A 19004-nucleotide genomic window follows, 5' to 3' on the forward strand; every position below is an offset into this window, starting at 1 on the left:
AAAACAGTGAAAAAAAAGATTGTCTTTCTATTATTTGCCGTTGCAGTAGTAGCTTTTGGTTACAATAAAATCAATTACAAAAGCAAAAGCAAAAATAAACCAACAGTCAATGTTTCCCGAACCGAGAACAAGGCCAAGGAAGCTTTGACTTTTTGTCAAAAAAACAACTTCAATGAGGATTTTTGTATACTGATTGACATGAGCGTTCACTCAGGATTAAATCGGTTTTTTGTATATGATTTTAAACAAAATAAAATCACCCATCAAATGCTGGTTGGCCACGGTTGTTGTAACTATCCATGGAGCCAAGATTGGTCAAAAGACAACCCAACATTCAGCAACAAAGACGGCAGTCATTGTTCGGCTTTGGGCAAATACAAAATCGGGCAAAGAGCTTGGAGTGATTGGGGAATCAATGTCAAATATGTTCTTCACGGTTTGGAGAAAACCAATAACAATGCGCAATCACGTTACATTGTGTTCCATTCGTGGGAAAAAGTAGCCGACAAAGAAGTTTATCCAAAAGGAACTCCAGAAGGTTGGGGTTGTCCAACGATTTCCAACAGCAACATGAAAGTCATTGACCCAATCTTAAAAAAGGCAAAGAAGCCCGTTTTGATGTGGATTTATCAATAAAAGAAAACCCTGAATTGTAGTTCAGGGTTTTTACTTTTTTCAATATATGTTCCGATTAAATCCCGGCCACAGCTTTAATCTCGTCAATAATTCTCAAAGCCAATTGATCTGCTGCTTCTTGCGTTGGTGCTTCAGTATAAATTCGGATAATTGGTTCGGTGTTGGATTTGCGCAAATGAACCCATTCTGACGGGAAATCAATTTTTACACCGTCAATCGTTGAAATATTTTCATTTTTATACTTTTCAGTCATCGCTTCCAAAATCGCATCCACATCAATTTGCGGTGTCAATTCGATTTTGTTTTTGCTCATATAATATTGCGGATACGAAGCTCTTAATTCGGCAACCGTCATGTCTAAACTCGCCAAATGGGTCAAGAACAAAGCCACGCCTACCAAACTATCGCGACCGTAATGCAACTCAGGATAAATAATTCCGCCATTGCCTTCACCACCAATAATCGCATTCGAAGCTTTCATCAATTCGACTACGTTCACTTCACCTACAGCACTCGCTTGGTAACTGCCATTGTGTTTTTCGGTAATATCACGCAACGCTCGTGAAGAAGACATATTCGAAACGGTATTACCCGGCGTTTTGCTCAACACATAATCGGCACAAGCCACCAAAGTATATTCTTCACCAAACATTTCGCCATCATTAGAAATGAAAGCCAAACGGTCCACATCAGGGTCAACTACAATCCCGAAATCGGCTTTTTCTTCTACCACCAATTTGCAGATATCGCCCAAATGCTCTTTCAAGGGTTCCGGATTATGCGGAAAATGACCATTCGGTTCGCAATACAATTTCACGCACTCCACGCCCATTTGTTCCAATAACTTCGGAATGATAATGCCTCCGGAAGAATTCACCCCATCAACCACGACTTTGAATTTTCTTTTGGCCACTGCTTCAGCATCGACCAAAGGCAATTCTAAAACCTCATCAATATGAATATCCATATAAGCATCATTCGCTGTGATTTCACCCAAACTGTCCACATCCGAAAAATCAAATGCTTCGGCTTCGGCTATTTCTAAAATTTTAGCACCATCGGCACCACTTAAAAATTCGCCTTTGGCATTCAACAACTTCAAAGCATTCCATTGTTTCGGATTGTGAGAAGCCGTTAAAATGATTCCGCCGTCTGCTTGTTCCAATGGCACAGCTACTTCCACGGTTGGCGTAGTCGACAACCCTAAATCAATCACATCAATGCCTAATCCGATTAAAGTATTGACCACCAAATTGTGAATCATCGGTCCCGAAATACGAGCATCACGACCAATTACTACTTTTAGCTTGTCTTTTTGTATATTGTTTTTCAGGAAAGTACCATAAGCCGAAGCAAATTTTACGGCATCCACCGGAGTCAAATTGTCCCCAACTTTTCCGCCTATAGTGCCTCGAATTCCTGAGATTGATTTTATAAGAGTCATTAGTTTCTATTTTGAATTTTGAATTGTAAATTTTAAATGTTTACAAATATAAAGAATGACATTTTTCAATTCTAATTTAAAATTCAAAATTTATAATTTAAAATTCCTAAATTAGGCACATGAACTTCCTAGCCCACATTTATCTATCCGGCGACAACGATTTACTCAAAATTGGGAATTTTATGGCGGACAGTATTCGCGGGCATCATTATGAGGATTATACAACCGAAATCCGAAAAGGAATTCTCTTGCATCGTTCCATCGATAGTTTTACCGATATGCATCCTATTTATAGGCAAAGCAAACATAGATTACACGAGAAATACGGTCATTATTCGGGTGTGATTATGGATATTTTCTACGATCATTTTTTGGCCAAAAATTGGAGCAACTACTCTGAGGTCAAATTGGAAGATTATGCTCAGGATTTTTATCTCTTACTTAAAGATAATTACGAAATCCTGACCGAAAGAGCCAAAGGCATGATGCCTTATATGATTGGGCGCAATTGGCTGGTGAGTTATGCCACAATTGAAGGTTTGGAAATGATTATGTTCCAAATGGATTATCGCACCAAGCATCGAGTCGCTATGGACGAATCCATCGTTGAATTAAAACAATACTACCCCGAATTTGAAAATGAATTCACCTTATTTTTTGAGGAATTACGCCAACATTGCCAAGATAAATTAGCCACTTTATGAAAAAAAGTCTCATCGTCTTTTTACTGATTCCCAATTTCATTTTCGCCCAACAAAAAGGACTAATTGCCGAAAAAGCGATGGTGGTTTCGGCACGGGAAGAAGCTTCGCAAATTGGTGTCGATATCATCAAAAAAGGCGGCAATGCTTTTGATGCGATGATTGCAACACAATTGGCACTTGCTGTGGCTTATCCTTATGCGGGGAACATATCCGGTGGCGGATTTATGGTGTATCGCAAAGCGAATGGGGAAATCGGTTCATTAGATTTTCGCGAAAAAGCTCCGGCCAAAGCGACCAAAAACATGTACCAAGACCAAAATGGCAATGTCATTCCGAATCTGAGTATTGACGGTGCTTTATCCGTTGGCATTCCGGGAAGCATCGCCGGGATTTTTGAAATCCACAAAAAGTTTGGAAAACTACCACTCAAGGATTTGTTTGAACCTTCAATCGCTTTAGCCAAAAAAGGGATCATAGTAACTCCGAAAGAAAAAGAAAAACTCGACGAAAACAGAGCAATTATTGTAAAAATTAGCGGTGATAAGACTTTGTACAATAAGACTTTTAACGTTGGTGACACCATCAAATATTTGGCTTTAGCCAACACTTTGGAACAAATTCTGAAAAAAGGCCGTAACGAATTCTACAAAGGCAAAACCGCTCAAAAACTGGTAGATTTTATCCAAGAAAAAGGCGGTATTATTTCGATGAAAGATATGGCCGAATACCAAGTCGTTTGGCGCAAACCGATTTCGTTTCAACACAAAGATTTGACCATCATATCAATGGCGCCACCAAGTAGCGGCGGGATTACTTTGGCACAAATCCTGAAAATGATTGAGCCTTATCCGCTAAGTTCATTTGGTCACAATGCTGAAAAATACATCCAAGTTTTAACTGAAGCCGAACGCAGGGCTTATGCTGATAGAAATTATTTTCTGGGCGACCCGGATTTTGTCAAAATTCCGCTAAAAGGATTGTTAGACAAAAACTATTTGAAAAACCGAATGAGTACTTTTACTTTTGACCAAGCCACCAAATCAGCGGATGTCAGTCATGGTGAGGTTTCTGTTTACGAAAGCGATGAAACTACCCATTACTCTATTGTGGATGCTGAAGGCAATGCCGTTTCGGTGACCACCACTATTAATGGCGCTTATGGTTCTAAATTGTATTGTGACGAATTGGGTTTCTTCTTGAACAATGAAATGGATGACTTCTCGTCTAAACCAGGCGTTCCGAATTCTTATGGTTTGGTTGGTGCCGAAGCCAACAGCATTGCACCACGAAAAAGAATGTTGAGTTCGATGACCCCAACAATCGTCGAGAAAAACGGTAAACTTTTTATGCTATTGGGTTCACCCGGTGGTTCGATGATTATTACTTCGGTTTTGCAAACGATTCTCAACGTAACCGAATTCCAGATGAGCGTTCAAGAAGCTGTCAATGCACCGAGATTTCACCACCAATGGTTGCCTGACGAAATTCAGTTTGAACCCGGAAAATTTGATAAAGTCTTATTGGAAGGCTTGGCCAAAAAAGGCTATAAAATCAATGAAAAAGTAGCCCCGATTATTGGTAAAGTCGACGCTATTTTAGTTTTACCCGACGGAAAACTGGAAGGCGGTGCCGATTTCAGAGGAGATGACAAAGCGGTTGGATTTTAGATTATAACTTATTTGATTTTATAATTCAGAATTTAAAAAGTATCTTAGCGTTTCTAATGTTTGAATAAATGCCGTCGAACAAAGCTTCCCTTTTTAAAATTGTATTCAGAAGTATTTTCAGAAGAGCCGAAAACCTGGTTTTCCTTTTGAAAGACCGATTGAGCGAAAGAAACTTTATCTATTTCGCCTGTGTTGCTGTGGCCATTACTTGTTCGTTTGCTGTAATTCTGCTCAAGAGTTTTGCGCACAATATTTTTCTTTTGGCAAACGACATCAATGGCTTTTTGAAATTACCTTACATCAACAGTTTATTGCCAATTGCCGGAATCTTATTAACCGTATTTGTAGTCCGCAATTTTCTGAATAACCAAATCGAAAAAGGAAGCTCTAAAGTTTTATATGCGGTAGCCAAAAAAGGTGGCATCATGCCTAAAAAGCAAATGTATGCCCAAATCGTAACCAGCTCTCTAACGGTTGGTCTCGGTGGTTCTGCCGGATTGGAAAGCCCGATTGTGATTACCGGTGCGGCTTTTGGTTCCAACTTCGCGCAGAAATACCATTTGTCCCAAAAAGACCGAATTCTACTCTTAGCTTGTGGTGTCGCAGCGGGAATTGGTGCAGCCTTCAACGCTCCGATTGCCGGAGTTTTATTTGCCATCGAAGTTGTTTTGACGGATATTTCCATCTCGGCTTTTATCCCGATTATCATTTCGGCAGCGACCGGTGCTTTGATTTCAACTATCACTTTGAGCGACGATGTAATCTTGAATTTCCAACAAACACTCAGATTTGATTACCACAATACGCCTTATTATATTTTACTCGGAATCTTAGCCGGATTGACCTCAGTATATCATGCCCGGAATTTTCAGAAAGTGGAAAAGTTTTTCGGTAGCTTTAAAAATAAAGGATACCGAAGAGCTTTTATAGGTGCTTTTTTATTAGCGGTTTTGATTTTCTTTTTCCCAACGCTTTTTGGAGAAGGTTATGAAAGTATCAAAACCTTAGCGTCTAAAAACCCCGGACTTTTATTAGACAATACCATGCTCGAACGTTTTAAAAGCGAATGGGTTTTGTTGGCCTTTGTTGGTGTTACCATGTTGTTAAAAGCATTTGCCACCGGTTTAACCTTAGGAAGTGGCGGAAACGGCGGCAACTTTGCGCCTTCGCTTTTTGTGGGTTCATACTTGGGTTATTTTGTGGCCAAATCGATTAATCTGCTCAACTTCACGCATCATTTACCCATAGCCAATTTCACCATAGTAGGCATGGCCGGAATCTTGAGCGGTTTGTTTCATGCGCCGTTAACCGCAATTTTCCTTATCGTGGAAATTACCGGCGGTTATGACTTAATGGTGCCTTTAATGATTGTTTCTTCAGTGAGTTTTGCGGTTTCCAAGCAGTTTGAAAAACATTCCATGGATGTTAAGAGTTTGGCTGACAAAGGCGAAGTTTTTACCAGCGACAAAGACAAAAACATCTTGCAGAGTATTAACTTTTACAATTTGGTACAACAAAATTACAAAACCCTAAGCCTACAGGATTCACCGGGAAAAGTGGTGGATATTTTTGCTACTACCGAACAAAAAATGATTCCGATTGTCGACGAAGACAAATCATTAATTGGTTTGGTCGATTTTGAAGAAGTCAAAGCTTTTATTTTCAATCCGAACCATGTCAAGTTCATGACGATGTCTGAAATCATGAGCCAACCCAAAGAATTAATCCTATTTGAAGACAAACCCGAAAAAATAATGAAACTGTTTGAAACTTCGAAAGCAACCATTCTACCGGTTATTTTTAAAGGAAAATACTTTGGCTTTCTGTCTAAAATTGATGTACTCGAAAGCTATCGCCAACGATTGAAAGAGATGGTGATTGAGTAAGTTTACTTTAATGTAATTTCAAATTTTATTTTCTTGACATCATCATAAGTTTTCAAAACAACATAATACCAATTATTCTCAGGGATATCAACGGTAAAGATGTCTCCTTTTTTATGGCGTTTGATTTCGTCTTCAAAAACTTTAACCATCATTCCTTCTTCAAACCAACCCAAATCGCCATCCTTCGAATTATCCATCGTGTTCTCATTCGCCAAATCTGCAAACGATTTTCCGCTCTTGTAGTCGGCAATTATTTTCTCTCTCATAGAATTCATTCTTTCCGGACTAAGTACTTTGCCGTTCAAATAAACATAACTAACTCTCATGGACTTACAATTGGTCACTTTCATAGTCTTTGAAATGTCTCTATACTTATTTGTGTAAAACGACAAACTGTCCATTGTGGTGATTATCGTTACTGATTTCGAATCATTTTCATCAAAACTTTGAGAAAAACAAAGCGTACTCAAAAGAAAAGTTCCAATAAATAAAAAGATTTTCATAGACATTGATTTTCTTCAAAAATAGCAATTCTTTTTAACAATAACTTCTCAACCGTCTATTCAAAAATTGCATCCAAAACACTACCTTTGCGTTTTGCCCAATTGCTATGATTGAAACAGAAAATACTATTGAAGTTCTCGGCGCTCGAGTACACAATCTGAAGAATATTGACATCAACATTCCTCGCGAAAAACTGGTGGTAATCACCGGTCTTTCGGGTTCGGGGAAATCGTCTTTGGCTTTCGACACCATTTATGCCGAAGGTCAGCGTCGTTATATCGAAACGTTTTCGGCTTATGCACGCCAATTTTTGGGCGGATTGGAACGTCCGGATGTTGATAAAATCGATGGGCTTTCTCCCGTAATTGCCATTGAACAAAAAACGACGAGTAAAAGTCCGCGTTCAACGGTTGGTACCATAACCGAAATTTACGATTTTCTGCGTTTGCTTTACGCGCGTGGTGGCGAAGCGTATAGTTATGTCACCGGCGAAAAAATGGTTTCGTATTCCGATGAGCAAATCAAGGATTTGATTATTCAAAACTTTAACGGAAAACGCATTAATATTTTGGCCCCGATTATCCGCGCCAGAAAAGGGCATTACGCCGAGTTATTCCAACAAATTACCAAACAAGGTTTTCTAAAAGTCCGCGTGAATGGTGAAGTACAAGATTTGCTTCCCGGTATGAAACTCGACCGTTACAAAACCCACGACATCGAAATTGTCATCGACCGAATGGTGATTGAGAATAATGAGGATAACGAAAAACGCCTTGCTGAAAGCATCAAAACCGCTATGTATCACGGTGAAAATGTCTTGATGATTTTGGACCAAGACACGAATGAAGTGCGTTATTTCAGTAGAAACTTAATGTGTCCGACTTCGGGCATCTCCTATCAAAATCCGGAGCCGAATTTATTCTCGTTCAATTCCCCAAAAGGCGCGTGTGAAGAATGTAAAGGTTTGGGGACAGTTCACGAAATCAACTTAAAAAAGATTATCCCAAATCCGAAATTATCCATCAAAAATGGCGGTTTTGCTCCGTTGGGCGAATACAAATCATCTTGGATTTTCAAGCAATTGGAAATCATCGGAGAGAAATTTGGCTTTAGCCTAGCTGATGCTATCGAAAGTATTCCGGAAGAAGCGATGCAAATCATTTTACAAGGCGGAAAGGAAAAATTCACCGTAGAATCGAAAACTTTGGGCATCACCAAAGAATACAAAATAGAGTTCGAAGGCATTTCGCATTTCATCAAAAACCAATACGATGAAAGTAATTCGACTTCCATCAAACGCTGGGCAAAAGAATTCATGGACGAAATTGAATGTCCGGAATGCCACGGTTCGCGTTTGAAAAAAGAAGCGATGTATTTCCGAATTCACGAAAAAAATATCTTCGATTTATCAACTATGGATATTTCGGATTTATCGGCATGGTTTGAGGATTTAGACCAACATTTATCTGAAAAACAGACCATCATTGCTTCCGAAATTGTCAAAGAAATCAAAGACCGTTTGCGTTTTTTAGTGAATGTGGGTTTGAATTATTTATCGATAAACAGAAGTTCCAAATCGCTTTCGGGCGGCGAAGCACAGCGCATTCGTTTGGCTACGCAAATTGGTTCCCAACTCGTTGGCGTATTGTATATTTTGGACGAACCCAGTATCGGTTTACACCAAAGAGACAATGAAAAACTGATTCATTCTTTGGAACAATTGAGAGATATCGGGAATTCTGTTTTAGTCGTAGAACACGACAAGGACATGATAGAACGAGCCGATTATGTCATCGATATTGGACCGAAAGCCGGAAAATTTGGCGGTGAAATCATCAGCAAAGGCACGCCAAAGGAATTGCTCAACGAACACACCATTACGGCGATGTATTTGAATGGGGAAATGAAAATTGAAGTGCCCAAAAAACGCCGAGAAGGCAATGGTAAATTCATGACATTGACCGGCGCGACAGGAAATAATTTGAAAAATGTTTCTATCGAATTGCCATTGGGCAAACTAATTTGTGTGACCGGAGTTTCGGGCAGTGGCAAATCGACCTTGATTAATGAAACGCTCTACCCTATTTTGAATGCGTATTATTTCAACGGCGTCAAAAAACCGCAACCGTATAAAAAAATTGAAGGTTTAGAACACATCGACAAAGTGATTGACATTGATCAAAGTCCGATAGGCAGAACGCCACGTTCGAATCCGGCTACGTATACTGATGTGTTTTCGGAAATCAGGAGTTTGTACACCCAAACGCCGGAAGCCATGATTCGCGGGTACAAAGCCGGCCGTTTCAGTTTTAATGTGTCGGGCGGAAGATGTGAAACTTGTGAAGGTTCGGGTGTTAGAACAATTGAAATGAGTTTCTTGCCGGATGTTTATGTGGAATGTGAAACCTGCCAAGGCAAGCGTTTCAATCGAGAAACCTTAGAAATAAGATACAAAGGCAAATCCATTTCAGATGTATTGAACATGACCGTGGATGAAGCGGTGGATTTCTTTGAAAACATTCCGAAAATTTACAGAAAAGTCAAAACCATACAAGATGTTGGTTTGGGTTATATCACTTTGGGACAGCAAAGCACAACGCTCTCCGGCGGTGAAGCGCAACGCATCAAATTGGCGACAGAATTGTCCAAAAAAGACACCGGAAATACGTTTTACATCATGGATGAACCGACAACCGGTTTGCATTTTGAAGACATTCGTGTGTTGATGGATGTTATTAACAAATTGGTCGACAAAGGCAATACGATTTTGATAATCGAACACAATATGGACGTCATCAAATTGGCAGACCACATTATAGACGTTGGACCCGAAGGCGGAAAAGGCGGCGGTCAAATCCTTTGCACCGGTACACCGGAAGAGATTGTAAAAAATAAGAAAAGCTACACCGCGCAGTTTTTGAAAAAAGAATTACTTTAGCACGTTTGCTTAAAAAAAATTATACTAAAAAGATGAGAGACGATTTTCAAAATGAAGACGATAAAATACAGGAAAAACTAAAACAAAAAACCTGGAACGAAATAAGAACCAACGACTCGTGGGCGATTTTTAAAATCATGTCGGAGTTTGTGAACGGCTACGAAAGCATGGCGCGAATCGGACCGTGTGTATCCATCTTTGGCTCTGCTAGAACCAAACCAAACGACCGCTATTATTTATTGGCTGAAAAAATTGCTTATAAAATCAGCAAAGCCGGTTACGGTGTCATCACCGGTGGCGGACCGGGAATCATGGAAGCCGGAAACAAAGGTGCACACAACGGCGGCGGAACTTCGGTAGGTTTGAACATTGAATTGCCTTTTGAACAGCATTTCAACCCATATATCGATAAGGATAAAAACTTGAATTTCGACTATTTCTTTGTGCGCAAAGTCATGTTTGTAAAGTATTCCCAAGGTTTTGTAGTAATGCCGGGCGGTTTCGGAACTTTGGATGAATTGTTCGAAGCGATGACCTTAATCCAAACCAAGAAAATCGGTAAATTCCCGATTATTTTGGTCGGAAGCGAATTTTGGTCAGGCTTATTAGACTGGGTAAAAACGGTCATGATTGAAAGAGAAAAAACGGTTAGTCCGGAAGACATGAACTTAATCAAAGTCGTGGATACTGAAGACGAAGTGGTAGAAGCTTTGGATAATTTCTACAAAAAATACAATTTGAGTCCTAACTTTTAAGCTTTCAGCAGTTAGCTTTCAGCGTTTAGCAGTTTGTTAAATCCACTAATCGCTAATAGCTAACCGCTAATTTACTTTTCACATGTTTTTCAACTCGCTACAATTTGCCCTTTTCCTGCCAATAGTTTTTCTGTTGTATTGGTTTGTGGCCAATAAATCGAAAGCGACACAAAATTACATACTGATTTTCGCGAGTTATTATTTCTATGCTTGTTGGGATTGGCGGTTTTTATTCTTGCTGATTTTCTCGACTTTGCTCTGCTATTTATTAGCCATAAAAATTGAAGACAGCGCAACACAACATTCGAGGAAACTTTGGCTCTGGATTTGTGTATTAATGAACTTAGGATTTCTCGGAATCTTCAAATACTACAACTTTTTTGCGACTTCGTTTGCCGAATTGTTTCAGGCGATTGGCTTTAACGTCAGCCCGATTTTATTGGATGTGATATTGCCGATTGGGATTTCATTTTACACTTTTCACGGTTTGTCCTATATCATCGATATTTATTACGGCCGAATCAAATCCGAGAAAAACTTTGTTGATTATTCGTTGTTCGTGAGCTATTTTCCACTGCTTGTGGCCGGGCCGATTGAACGCGCAACGCATTTGTTGCCACAATTAAAAGTCAAGCGCGAATTTGATTTTGAAAAAGCCAAAGAAGGCGTTTACCAAATCATTTGGGGTTTGGTAAAAAAGGTAGTCATCGCCGACACTTGTGCGATGTATGCCAATGCGATTTTCGACAATTACAGTTCGATGAATTCTTTGTCGCTAATCTTGGGTGCCGTTTATTTTGCGTTCCAAATTTACGGTGACTTCTCGGGTTATTCCGATATCGCTTTGGGAACCTCAAAACTCTTTGGCATCGACTTGCTGAAGAACTTCAATTACCCTTATTTCTCTAGAGACATCGCGGAATTTTGGCGCCGTTGGCACATTTCGCTTTCGTCTTGGTTTAGGGATTATTTATACATACCATTAGGCGGAAGCAAAGGTTCAAAGTTGTTCCAAATCAGAAATGTGATGATCATCTTTTTGGTCAGCGGATTTTGGCATGGCGCGAGCTGGACGTATGTAGCTTGGGGTTTGATTAATGCTTTGTATTTCATTCCGCTATTGGTTTTAAACAAGAACCGAAGCAACATTGATGCGTTTAAAATTTCTTTTAATTTCGCTTCACTTAGAATCGTCATCAATATACTCTTAACCTTTGCCATTACTTGCTTGGCCTGGATATTTTTCCGTGCCAAAACCATCCAAGAAGCCGTTTCGTACATCCATCGAATGGCCACCGACTGGCATTTTTCGAAACAATATTTCAACATCGAACGTTACAATTACGAAATTCTGATTATGATTCTTTTATTTGTCATGGTCGAATGGAACAACCGTTATAAAATCGAACCGCTTTCGGGCAAATACAGTTGGTTGAAAGTGAGTTTGAGTATTCTCGCTATCATCGCTTTAGGCATATTCACCGATTATAAAAACTTTATTTACTTTCAATTCTAATGAGAAAATTTGTTGCTTTTATTGGCAAATTACTACTCATCACCGTTCTTTCGGCGGTGGTGTTGGATATTGCCTATACAGCAGTTTTTCTTAAATCGACGCAACGAAATAAGATTCAGCACGTCCTTACTGCAAAAGACAAAAATTTTGACGTACTGTTTATGGGTTCTTCGCGTACACAAAATCACATGGTAGCCAAAGTCTTTAACGACAAAGGCATCAAATCGTTTAATTTTGGGATGAGCGGTTCCAAATTGGACGAAACGGCTTTGCTTTTGAAACTAATGTTGGAAAACAAGTATCAAATCAAAAACATCATTTTGGATGTCGATTTGAACCTCAACAGCAATTCGTATTCCGATGGCGTTCGAGCGATGTACATGCCTTACTTGCACACTTCGAAAACCATTCAGCAACATTATCAAAAAATTCCCGAGTACAACAAGCTGTTTTACATTCCGTTTTACCGCTATATTGAGAACGATGCGAAAATCGGATTTAGGGAAATGTTCTTCTCACTTGTTAATAAGAAAACGAATGCCTTGAACAATGACGGTTTTTATGCTTTGAGACACGACGGAAAAAATATGAGCTATGACCTTTCTGAGTATAGTCCGAAAAGAAATTGGGCTTACGAGGAAATAAAATCTTTGTGCCAAAAAAACAACATCAACCTTATTGCCATAGCCACGCCTATGTGTCAAGGTTCTGACAGTGACGCTTATTTTAACCGAATCAAATCGGTTTACCCCGAAGTGTACAATTATGAAAACAAAGTGACCGAAGACCGCTATTTTTCGTCTTGCGGACACTTGAATGAAAAAGGCGCCACAGTATTCACCACGATAATTTTAAACGATTTTATCCAACATAAATTCAATTGAAAAAGCTATTGTTTTTCATATTACTGAGTCAGTCACTTTTGGCCCAACACCATTCTAAAATGGTTGTGGAAGTCAATAGCGAAACCAATGTACTCAATGTAATTCAAGAGCTGACTTTTTACAACCAATCCAATGACACGCTTAGTTTTATTGTTTTGAATGATTGGAATCATGCTTACAGCAGTAAAACTTCGCCTTTGGCCAAGAGCTTTTCGGATGAATTTGACCGCAGTTTTCATTTGGCACCCAATAAAGACCTGGGCAAAACCGATAACATCACGGTCATCGACCAAAATCAATCGATGCTGACTTGGGAAAGAGACGAAAAATACCCCGATGTAGTTCAAATTCGTTTGCGCGAAAAATTGTTGCCCAATCAAAAGGCTACCTTCAAGCTCACCTATTTTGTCAAAGTTCCGAATGCGAAATTCACCCAATACGGTTTTGGTGCCAACGGAAAGATGCACCTTAAAAACTGTTTTCTGATTCCGGCGCGTTATGAAAACAAAGCCTTTGTCAAATACAACAATTTAAACTTGGACGATGCCGCCAATGCGCTTTCCGATTATAATTTAGAGATTAGAATACCCAACAATTTAACCCTGAACTCCGATTTAACCATAACCCAAAACAAAGGCAATCAATACCAACTGTCGGGCAAGAACCGCCTGAACTTGAATTTGCTGATTGACAATCCAAAAGAGCATACCGTATTCAAAAACAGTCAGGTAGAAGTCATTTCCAACTTAAGAGACGACCGACTCAACGACATCCAAAGAGCGATTGTTATTGATAAAATAGTCAATTATGTGAGTGAAAATTTAGGCCAATATCCACATGAAAAAATTACGGTTACCCAAGTCGATTATGATCGAAATCCGTTTTATGGCTTGAATCAACTGCCCAATTTTATCGTTCCGTTTCCCGATGAGTTTATGTTTGAGATTAAGTTCATGAAAACCTATCTCAATAATTATTTACACAATACACTCCAACTCGACCCCAGAAAAGACAGCTGGATAATCAACGGAATTCAAGTGTACACCATGATGAAATTCATAGACGATTTTCATCCTGAGGCCAAAATGATGGGCAACGTGGCCAAACTGAGAATCTTGCGCGCTTACAACTTGGTTAGTCTCGATTTCAATGGGCAATACAGTTATTTTTACATGTTGATGGCGCGAAAGAATTTGGACCAACCTTTGGGCGCACCCAAAAACACCTTGATCAAATTCAACGAAAAAATTGCTTCAAAATACCGCGCCGGTTTGAGTTTGAAATACCTCGACAGTTATCTCGAAAACAAAGTGGTGCAAAACAGTATCCGACAATTTATCGACTTGAATAAAACCAAGCAAACCAACCGCAATGATTTTGAGTTGTTGCTGACCAAAAATTCGCCCAAAGACATCACTTGGTTTTTTGACAAAATCATCTACTCACGTGACATTATCGATTTCAAGTTTGATAAAGTGACCCGAACCAAAGACAGCATCAGTTTTTCGCTTAAAAATAAAACCGAGACTAATGTTCCGATTCCGATTTATGGCGTCAAAGGCAAAAATGTTGTCTTTAAAAAATGGATTGATGTGTTCCCCAAAGACAGCATTTTTACCGTACCGAGAAACGAAGCCGAAAAAATTGTCATCAATTACAAAAATGAAGTGCCCGAGTTCAATTTGAGAAACAACTGGCAATCCTTGCGCGGTTTCCGATTGAACAGCCGACCGATAAAATTTATTTTCTTCAAGGATTTAGAAGACCCGAATTACAATCAAATCGTTTACATCCCAACTTTAGAATACAATTTATACGACGGTTTATTGCCCGGTATTCGTTTTCACAACAAAACCATTTTGGACAAACCCTTCAATTTTGATGTGAATCCGACGATATCTACACAAACCAAAAGCTTTTCGGGGAAAGCCAACTTTATGGTCAACCAATACAATCGCGAGAGTAATTTGTACAGTATTCGCTACCAATTGAATGGTCATTATTTGCATTATGCACCCGATGCCTACTATACCAAAGTCAATCCGATGGTGTTTTTACGTTTCCGTCCGGATGATTTGAAAGACAACAAAAAAGAAATGGTGTCTTTTAAATACATCATGATTGACCGCGAGAAATCAATCTACATCACTGATGAAAACACTGAAAATTATAAAGTTTTCAATGCCAAATACTATAACGGAAAAACTGAAATCACCAAGCATTACAACATTTTAGGCGATTTTCAACTTTCTAAATCCTTTGGAAAAGTAGCTGCGGAAGTCCAGTATCGAAAATTATTTGACAACAGCCGACAACTCAACTTCAGATTCTTTGCCGGAACGTTTTTGTACAATAAAAACATCTCTACTTTTTTTGATTTCGCTTTAGACAGACCAACCGACTATTTATTCGAATACGATTATTTAGGTCGTTCCGAAACTACAGGATTGTTTAGCCAACAATTGCTTCCTTCTGACGGATTTTTTAAATCGATGTTGGAAACCCGAACCGCCAACCAATGGATGACGACTTTAAATGCAAGTACCAATATTTGGAACTGGATTGAAGTTTACGGCGATGTTGGGATGATTAAAAATAAAAACTCTGCAGAAAAATTGGTTTACGACAGCGGTGTTCGCTTGAACTTAGTGACTGATTATTTCGAATTGTATTTCCCTGTATATTCCAATAACGGTTGGGAAATCGGCGAGAAAAACTACGGAGAAAGAATCCGTTTCATCGTGACTTTCAATCCCGATACTTTGATTGGACTTTTCACCAGAAAGTGGTTTTAACAGCTTGAAAAATCGTTTAAATATTACACATTTCTTTAGAATATTTAAATATCGTTGAAAATTTCTCAATCAACTCACTTTTTATAGCTTTAAAATTATTGATACTGAAATTAGTTTTTTTCAACAGTATGGTGGAAATTACTTCTTTTTATTTAAATTTGTTTTCTCAAGAAACAATTCCACACATGACTGAAGCACAAACCAAGACCGAAATTACCTTCGAAGATTTCAAAGCAGAAGTACTTAATGATTACCGAATTGCCAAGATAAGCCGCGAATGCAGCTTACTGGGAAGAAAGGAAGTATTGACCGGAAAAGCCAAATTCGGTATTTTCGGTGACGGAAAAGAAGTACCGCAATTGGCCTTGGCGAAAGCTTTCCAAAACGGTGATTTCCGTTCGGGGTATTATCGCGATCAGACTTTTATGATGGCAATTGGGCAACTTTCAATCCAACAGTTTTTCGCAGGCTTGTATGGTCATACCGATTTGGCACATGATCCTATGAGTGCCGGACGTCAAATGGGCGGACACTTTGCCACACATTCGTTAGACGAAAACGGGAATTGGAACAACTTGACCCAACAAAAAAATTCGAGTGCTGATATCTCTCCTACTGCCGGACAAATGCCGCGTTTATTAGGATTGGCACAAGCCTCCAAAATATACAGAAACGTTCGTGGTTTAGAGGATTTGACCAAATTCTCTAACGCCGGAAATGAAGTGGCTTGGGGAACTATTGGCAACGCTTCGACTTCGGAAGGGTTATTTTTTGAAACCATCAACGCCGCCGGAGTTTTGCAAGTGCCGATGGTGATGAGTGTATGGGATGACGAATACGGAATTTCGGTTCACGCGCGTTACCAAACCACCAAAGAAAGCATCTCTGAAATCTTAAAAGGATTCCAACGCGACGAAGAGAACAACGGTTACGAAATCATGACCGTAAAAGGTTGGGATTACCCGACTTTGGTAGAAACCTATCAAAAAGCAGGTGCGATTGCTCGTGAGCAACACGTTCCGGTTTTGATTCACGTCAACGAATTGACGCAGCCGCAAGGTCACTCGACTTCGGGTTCGCATGAGCGTTACAAAAATGCCGAGCGTTTGGCTTGGGAAGCAGAATTTGATTGCTTGGCGCAAATGCGTACTTGGTTAGTCGATAACAATTTGGCCACGATCGAAGAATTAGAAGCCATTGACAACGAAGCTAAGAAAGAAGTTCTAGAAGGCAAAAAAGCCGCTTGGACTGCTTTTGTTTCGCCTATGAAAGAAGAGCAACAAGAATTGGTTTCGTTATTAAATTCAATTGCTGAGACGAGTTCGAATAAAGTTTTTATAGAAAAATATACGGCTGATTTAGCTTCGATTAAAGAACCTATCCGCAAAGACATTATTACTACGGCGCGAAAAGTATTGCGTTTGGTGGTCAAAGAAAGCGGGCAATCCCAATTGGCGACTTGGATAACGAATTACACGAATAAAATACAACCGAAATTTAGTTCGCACCTATTCTCGCAATCCGATAAAACGGTTTTGAGCGCGACAACTGTTGCCCCAACTTACGATGAATCAGCGGAAGAAGTTGATGCCAGATTGGTATTGCGCGACAATTTTGATGCAATTTTTAATAAATACCCTGAGTCGTTAATCTTTGGTGAAGATGCCGGAAATATTGGAGACGTAAACCAAGGTTTGGAAGGCATGCAGGAAAAATACGGAGAACTTCGCGTGGCCGATGCCGGAATTCGTGAAGCTACTATACTCGGACAAGGAATAGGTATGGCGATGCGTGGTTTGAGACCAATTGCCGAAATCCAATATTTAGATTATTTGTTGTACGCCATCCAAATCATGAGTGATGACTTAGCAACCTTACAATACAGAACCCAAGGCCGTCAAAAAGCGCCGTTGATTATCAGAACACGTGGTCACAGACTCGAAGGTATTTGGCACTCAGGCTCACCGATGGGTATGATTATCAATGCCATTCGCGGGATTCACGTTTTGGTTCCGAGAAACATGACCAAAGCGGCAGGTTTCTACAACACTTTGTTGGAGACTGACGAACCTGCGTTAGTCGTAGAGTGTTTGAACGGTTACCGTTTGAAAGAAAAAATGCCCACCAACTTGGGCGAATTCAAAACCCCGATTGGCGTGGTAGAAACGATAAAAGAAGGAAGCGATATCACGATTGTTTCTTATGGTTCTACTTTAAGAATCATTGAGCAAGCCGCGAAAGAATTATTGGAAGTTGGGATCAATGTTGAAATCATCGACGCACAATCATTGTTGCCGTTTGACGTAAACCACGACTGTGTGAAGAGTATCGCCAAAACCAACCGTCTACTGGTAGTAGACGAAGACGTTCCGGGTGGTGCTTCTGCTTACCTACTCCAACAAATTGTAGACGAGCAAAACGGTTACCAATATTTAGACAGCCAACCGCAAACTTTAGCCTCAAAAGCCCACAGACCGGCTTACGGCACGGACGGAGATTATTTCTCTAAACCTTCGGCAGAAGATGTTTTTGAAAAAGTTTACGCGATTATGCACGAAGCGAAACCGGAGGAATATCCGAGTTTGTATTAATAGTAAAAAGAGCCATTTAGGCTCTTTTTTATTCAAAACAATATGACATTAGAATCTAAGTTTAGTTCATTATACAAAGCGAGATTAGCCATCTTAACCCCTTTGTGTTTGATTATATCTTTGGTATGTATCTTCAATTATTTTAATGACTACTTCAAATTAGAAGAACGCAGATTCATGTTAGTTGTCGGGATACTAACAACATTAGTAGTAATAGTATTAATCATAGATCTTCTAGATCTTCATTCCGTTTCATTAGACGAAGAAAAAATAACTTTAAAGTTTTTGATAAGTCGCAAAAGAGTACACCTATTCTACAAAGACATCGTTTCAATAGAATCAACTCATCAAAAATATTCCAGGAAAAGCTATCACTTAACCAAAGGTTACTTTATTAGAGAGTATCATATGGACGATGGTCGAATTTTAATATTATCACCAGATACCTATGAAAATTATGAGGATTTAATTTATACAATAAACCAGCATACTACACATCTGAAATAAATTGTCATTGAAAGAAGAACATTCAATTCCTCCCAAAACCAACTTTCCCCCATTCCCAAGCCTTCCCAGCCTAAGAACGAGCTTCGGAGACCTACCGATGCCCTTCTAAATTCTTGTGACAATTTTGAAATCGATTTTATATTTTGTCACAGGTTTGTGACATTTTTTTTAAAAATG

General features: G+C 39.4%; 12 protein-coding genes. 10 read left to right on the plus strand and 2 right to left on the minus strand.

What is annotated here, in order from left to right; translation table 11 throughout:
- Positions 1-6: 6 nt before the first annotated feature.
- Entirely contained in the window at positions 7-636 is a 630-nt protein-coding gene (locus tag P7V56_RS12480; protein ID WP_171223368.1) for a murein L,D-transpeptidase catalytic domain-containing protein, read from the plus strand.
- A gap of 55 nt (positions 637-691) precedes the next feature.
- On the opposite strand, the gene glmM is transcribed toward P7V56_RS12480, so the two are convergent.
- Positions 692-2080 carry a phosphoglucosamine mutase gene (glmM, locus tag P7V56_RS12485; protein ID WP_171223367.1) on the minus strand — a complete coding sequence of 463 codons (1389 nt, stop codon included), beginning with the start codon at positions 2078-2080 and terminating at the stop codon, positions 692-694.
- Between the two features lie 119 nt (positions 2081-2199).
- On the opposite strand from glmM, the gene P7V56_RS12490 reads away from it, so the two are divergent.
- From P7V56_RS12490 to P7V56_RS12500, 3 genes are all read left to right on the plus strand, one after another.
- Positions 2200-2784 (plus strand): acyl carrier protein phosphodiesterase, encoded by a 585-nt coding sequence (locus P7V56_RS12490; protein WP_171223366.1) that lies wholly within the window; start codon positions 2200-2202, stop codon positions 2782-2784.
- Positions 2781-4451, plus strand: a complete 1671-nt coding sequence (ggt, locus tag P7V56_RS12495) for a gamma-glutamyltransferase (RefSeq protein ID WP_171223365.1) — start codon at positions 2781-2783, stop codon at positions 4449-4451. The genes P7V56_RS12490 and ggt overlap by 4 nt, the downstream gene beginning before the upstream one ends.
- 68 nt (positions 4452-4519) lie before the next feature.
- Complete coding sequence (locus P7V56_RS12500; RefSeq protein ID WP_171223364.1) at positions 4520-6337, plus strand: chloride channel protein; 1818 nt, start codon at positions 4520-4522, stop codon at positions 6335-6337.
- 2 nt (positions 6338-6339) lie between these two features.
- Here P7V56_RS12500 and P7V56_RS12505 read toward each other — a convergent pair whose 3' ends face one another.
- Complete coding sequence (locus P7V56_RS12505) at positions 6340-6840, minus strand: peptidylprolyl isomerase (RefSeq protein WP_171223363.1); 501 nt, start codon at positions 6838-6840, stop codon at positions 6340-6342.
- A 107-nt stretch (positions 6841-6947) separates the two neighbouring features.
- On the opposite strand from P7V56_RS12505, the gene uvrA reads away from it, so the two are divergent.
- From uvrA to P7V56_RS12535, 6 genes are all read left to right on the plus strand, one after another.
- Positions 6948-9779, plus strand: a complete 2832-nt coding sequence (gene uvrA, locus P7V56_RS12510) for an excinuclease ABC subunit UvrA (RefSeq protein ID WP_171223362.1) — start codon at positions 6948-6950, stop codon at positions 9777-9779.
- Positions 9780-9811: 32 nt separating this feature from the next.
- The gene (locus tag P7V56_RS12515; RefSeq protein ID WP_171223361.1) at positions 9812-10534 is read left to right on the plus strand and encodes an LOG family protein; all 723 of its coding nucleotides are present in this window, start codon (positions 9812-9814) and stop codon (positions 10532-10534) included.
- An 82-nt stretch (positions 10535-10616) separates the two neighbouring features.
- Positions 10617-12050: an MBOAT family O-acyltransferase gene (locus P7V56_RS12520; RefSeq protein WP_171223360.1), complete on the plus strand. Its 1434-nt coding sequence runs from the start codon at positions 10617-10619 to the stop codon at positions 12048-12050.
- Positions 12050-12934 (plus strand): hypothetical protein, encoded by an 885-nt coding sequence (locus tag P7V56_RS12525; RefSeq protein ID WP_171223359.1) that lies wholly within the window; start codon positions 12050-12052, stop codon positions 12932-12934. The genes P7V56_RS12520 and P7V56_RS12525 overlap by 1 nt, the downstream gene beginning before the upstream one ends.
- Complete coding sequence (locus P7V56_RS12530; protein WP_317174657.1) at positions 12931-15729, plus strand: gluzincin family metallopeptidase; 2799 nt, start codon at positions 12931-12933, stop codon at positions 15727-15729. The genes P7V56_RS12525 and P7V56_RS12530 overlap by 4 nt, the downstream gene beginning before the upstream one ends.
- 185 nt (positions 15730-15914) lie before the next feature.
- Positions 15915-18320 (plus strand): alpha-ketoacid dehydrogenase subunit alpha/beta, encoded by a 2406-nt coding sequence (locus P7V56_RS12535; protein WP_171223358.1) that lies wholly within the window; start codon positions 15915-15917, stop codon positions 18318-18320.
- Positions 18321-19004 lie beyond the last annotated feature (684 nt).

Origin of the sequence: Flavobacterium sp. IMCC34852 (genome assembly GCF_030643905.1) — a bacterium.
Classification (GTDB): domain Bacteria; phylum Bacteroidota; class Bacteroidia; order Flavobacteriales; family Flavobacteriaceae; genus Flavobacterium; species Flavobacterium rivulicola.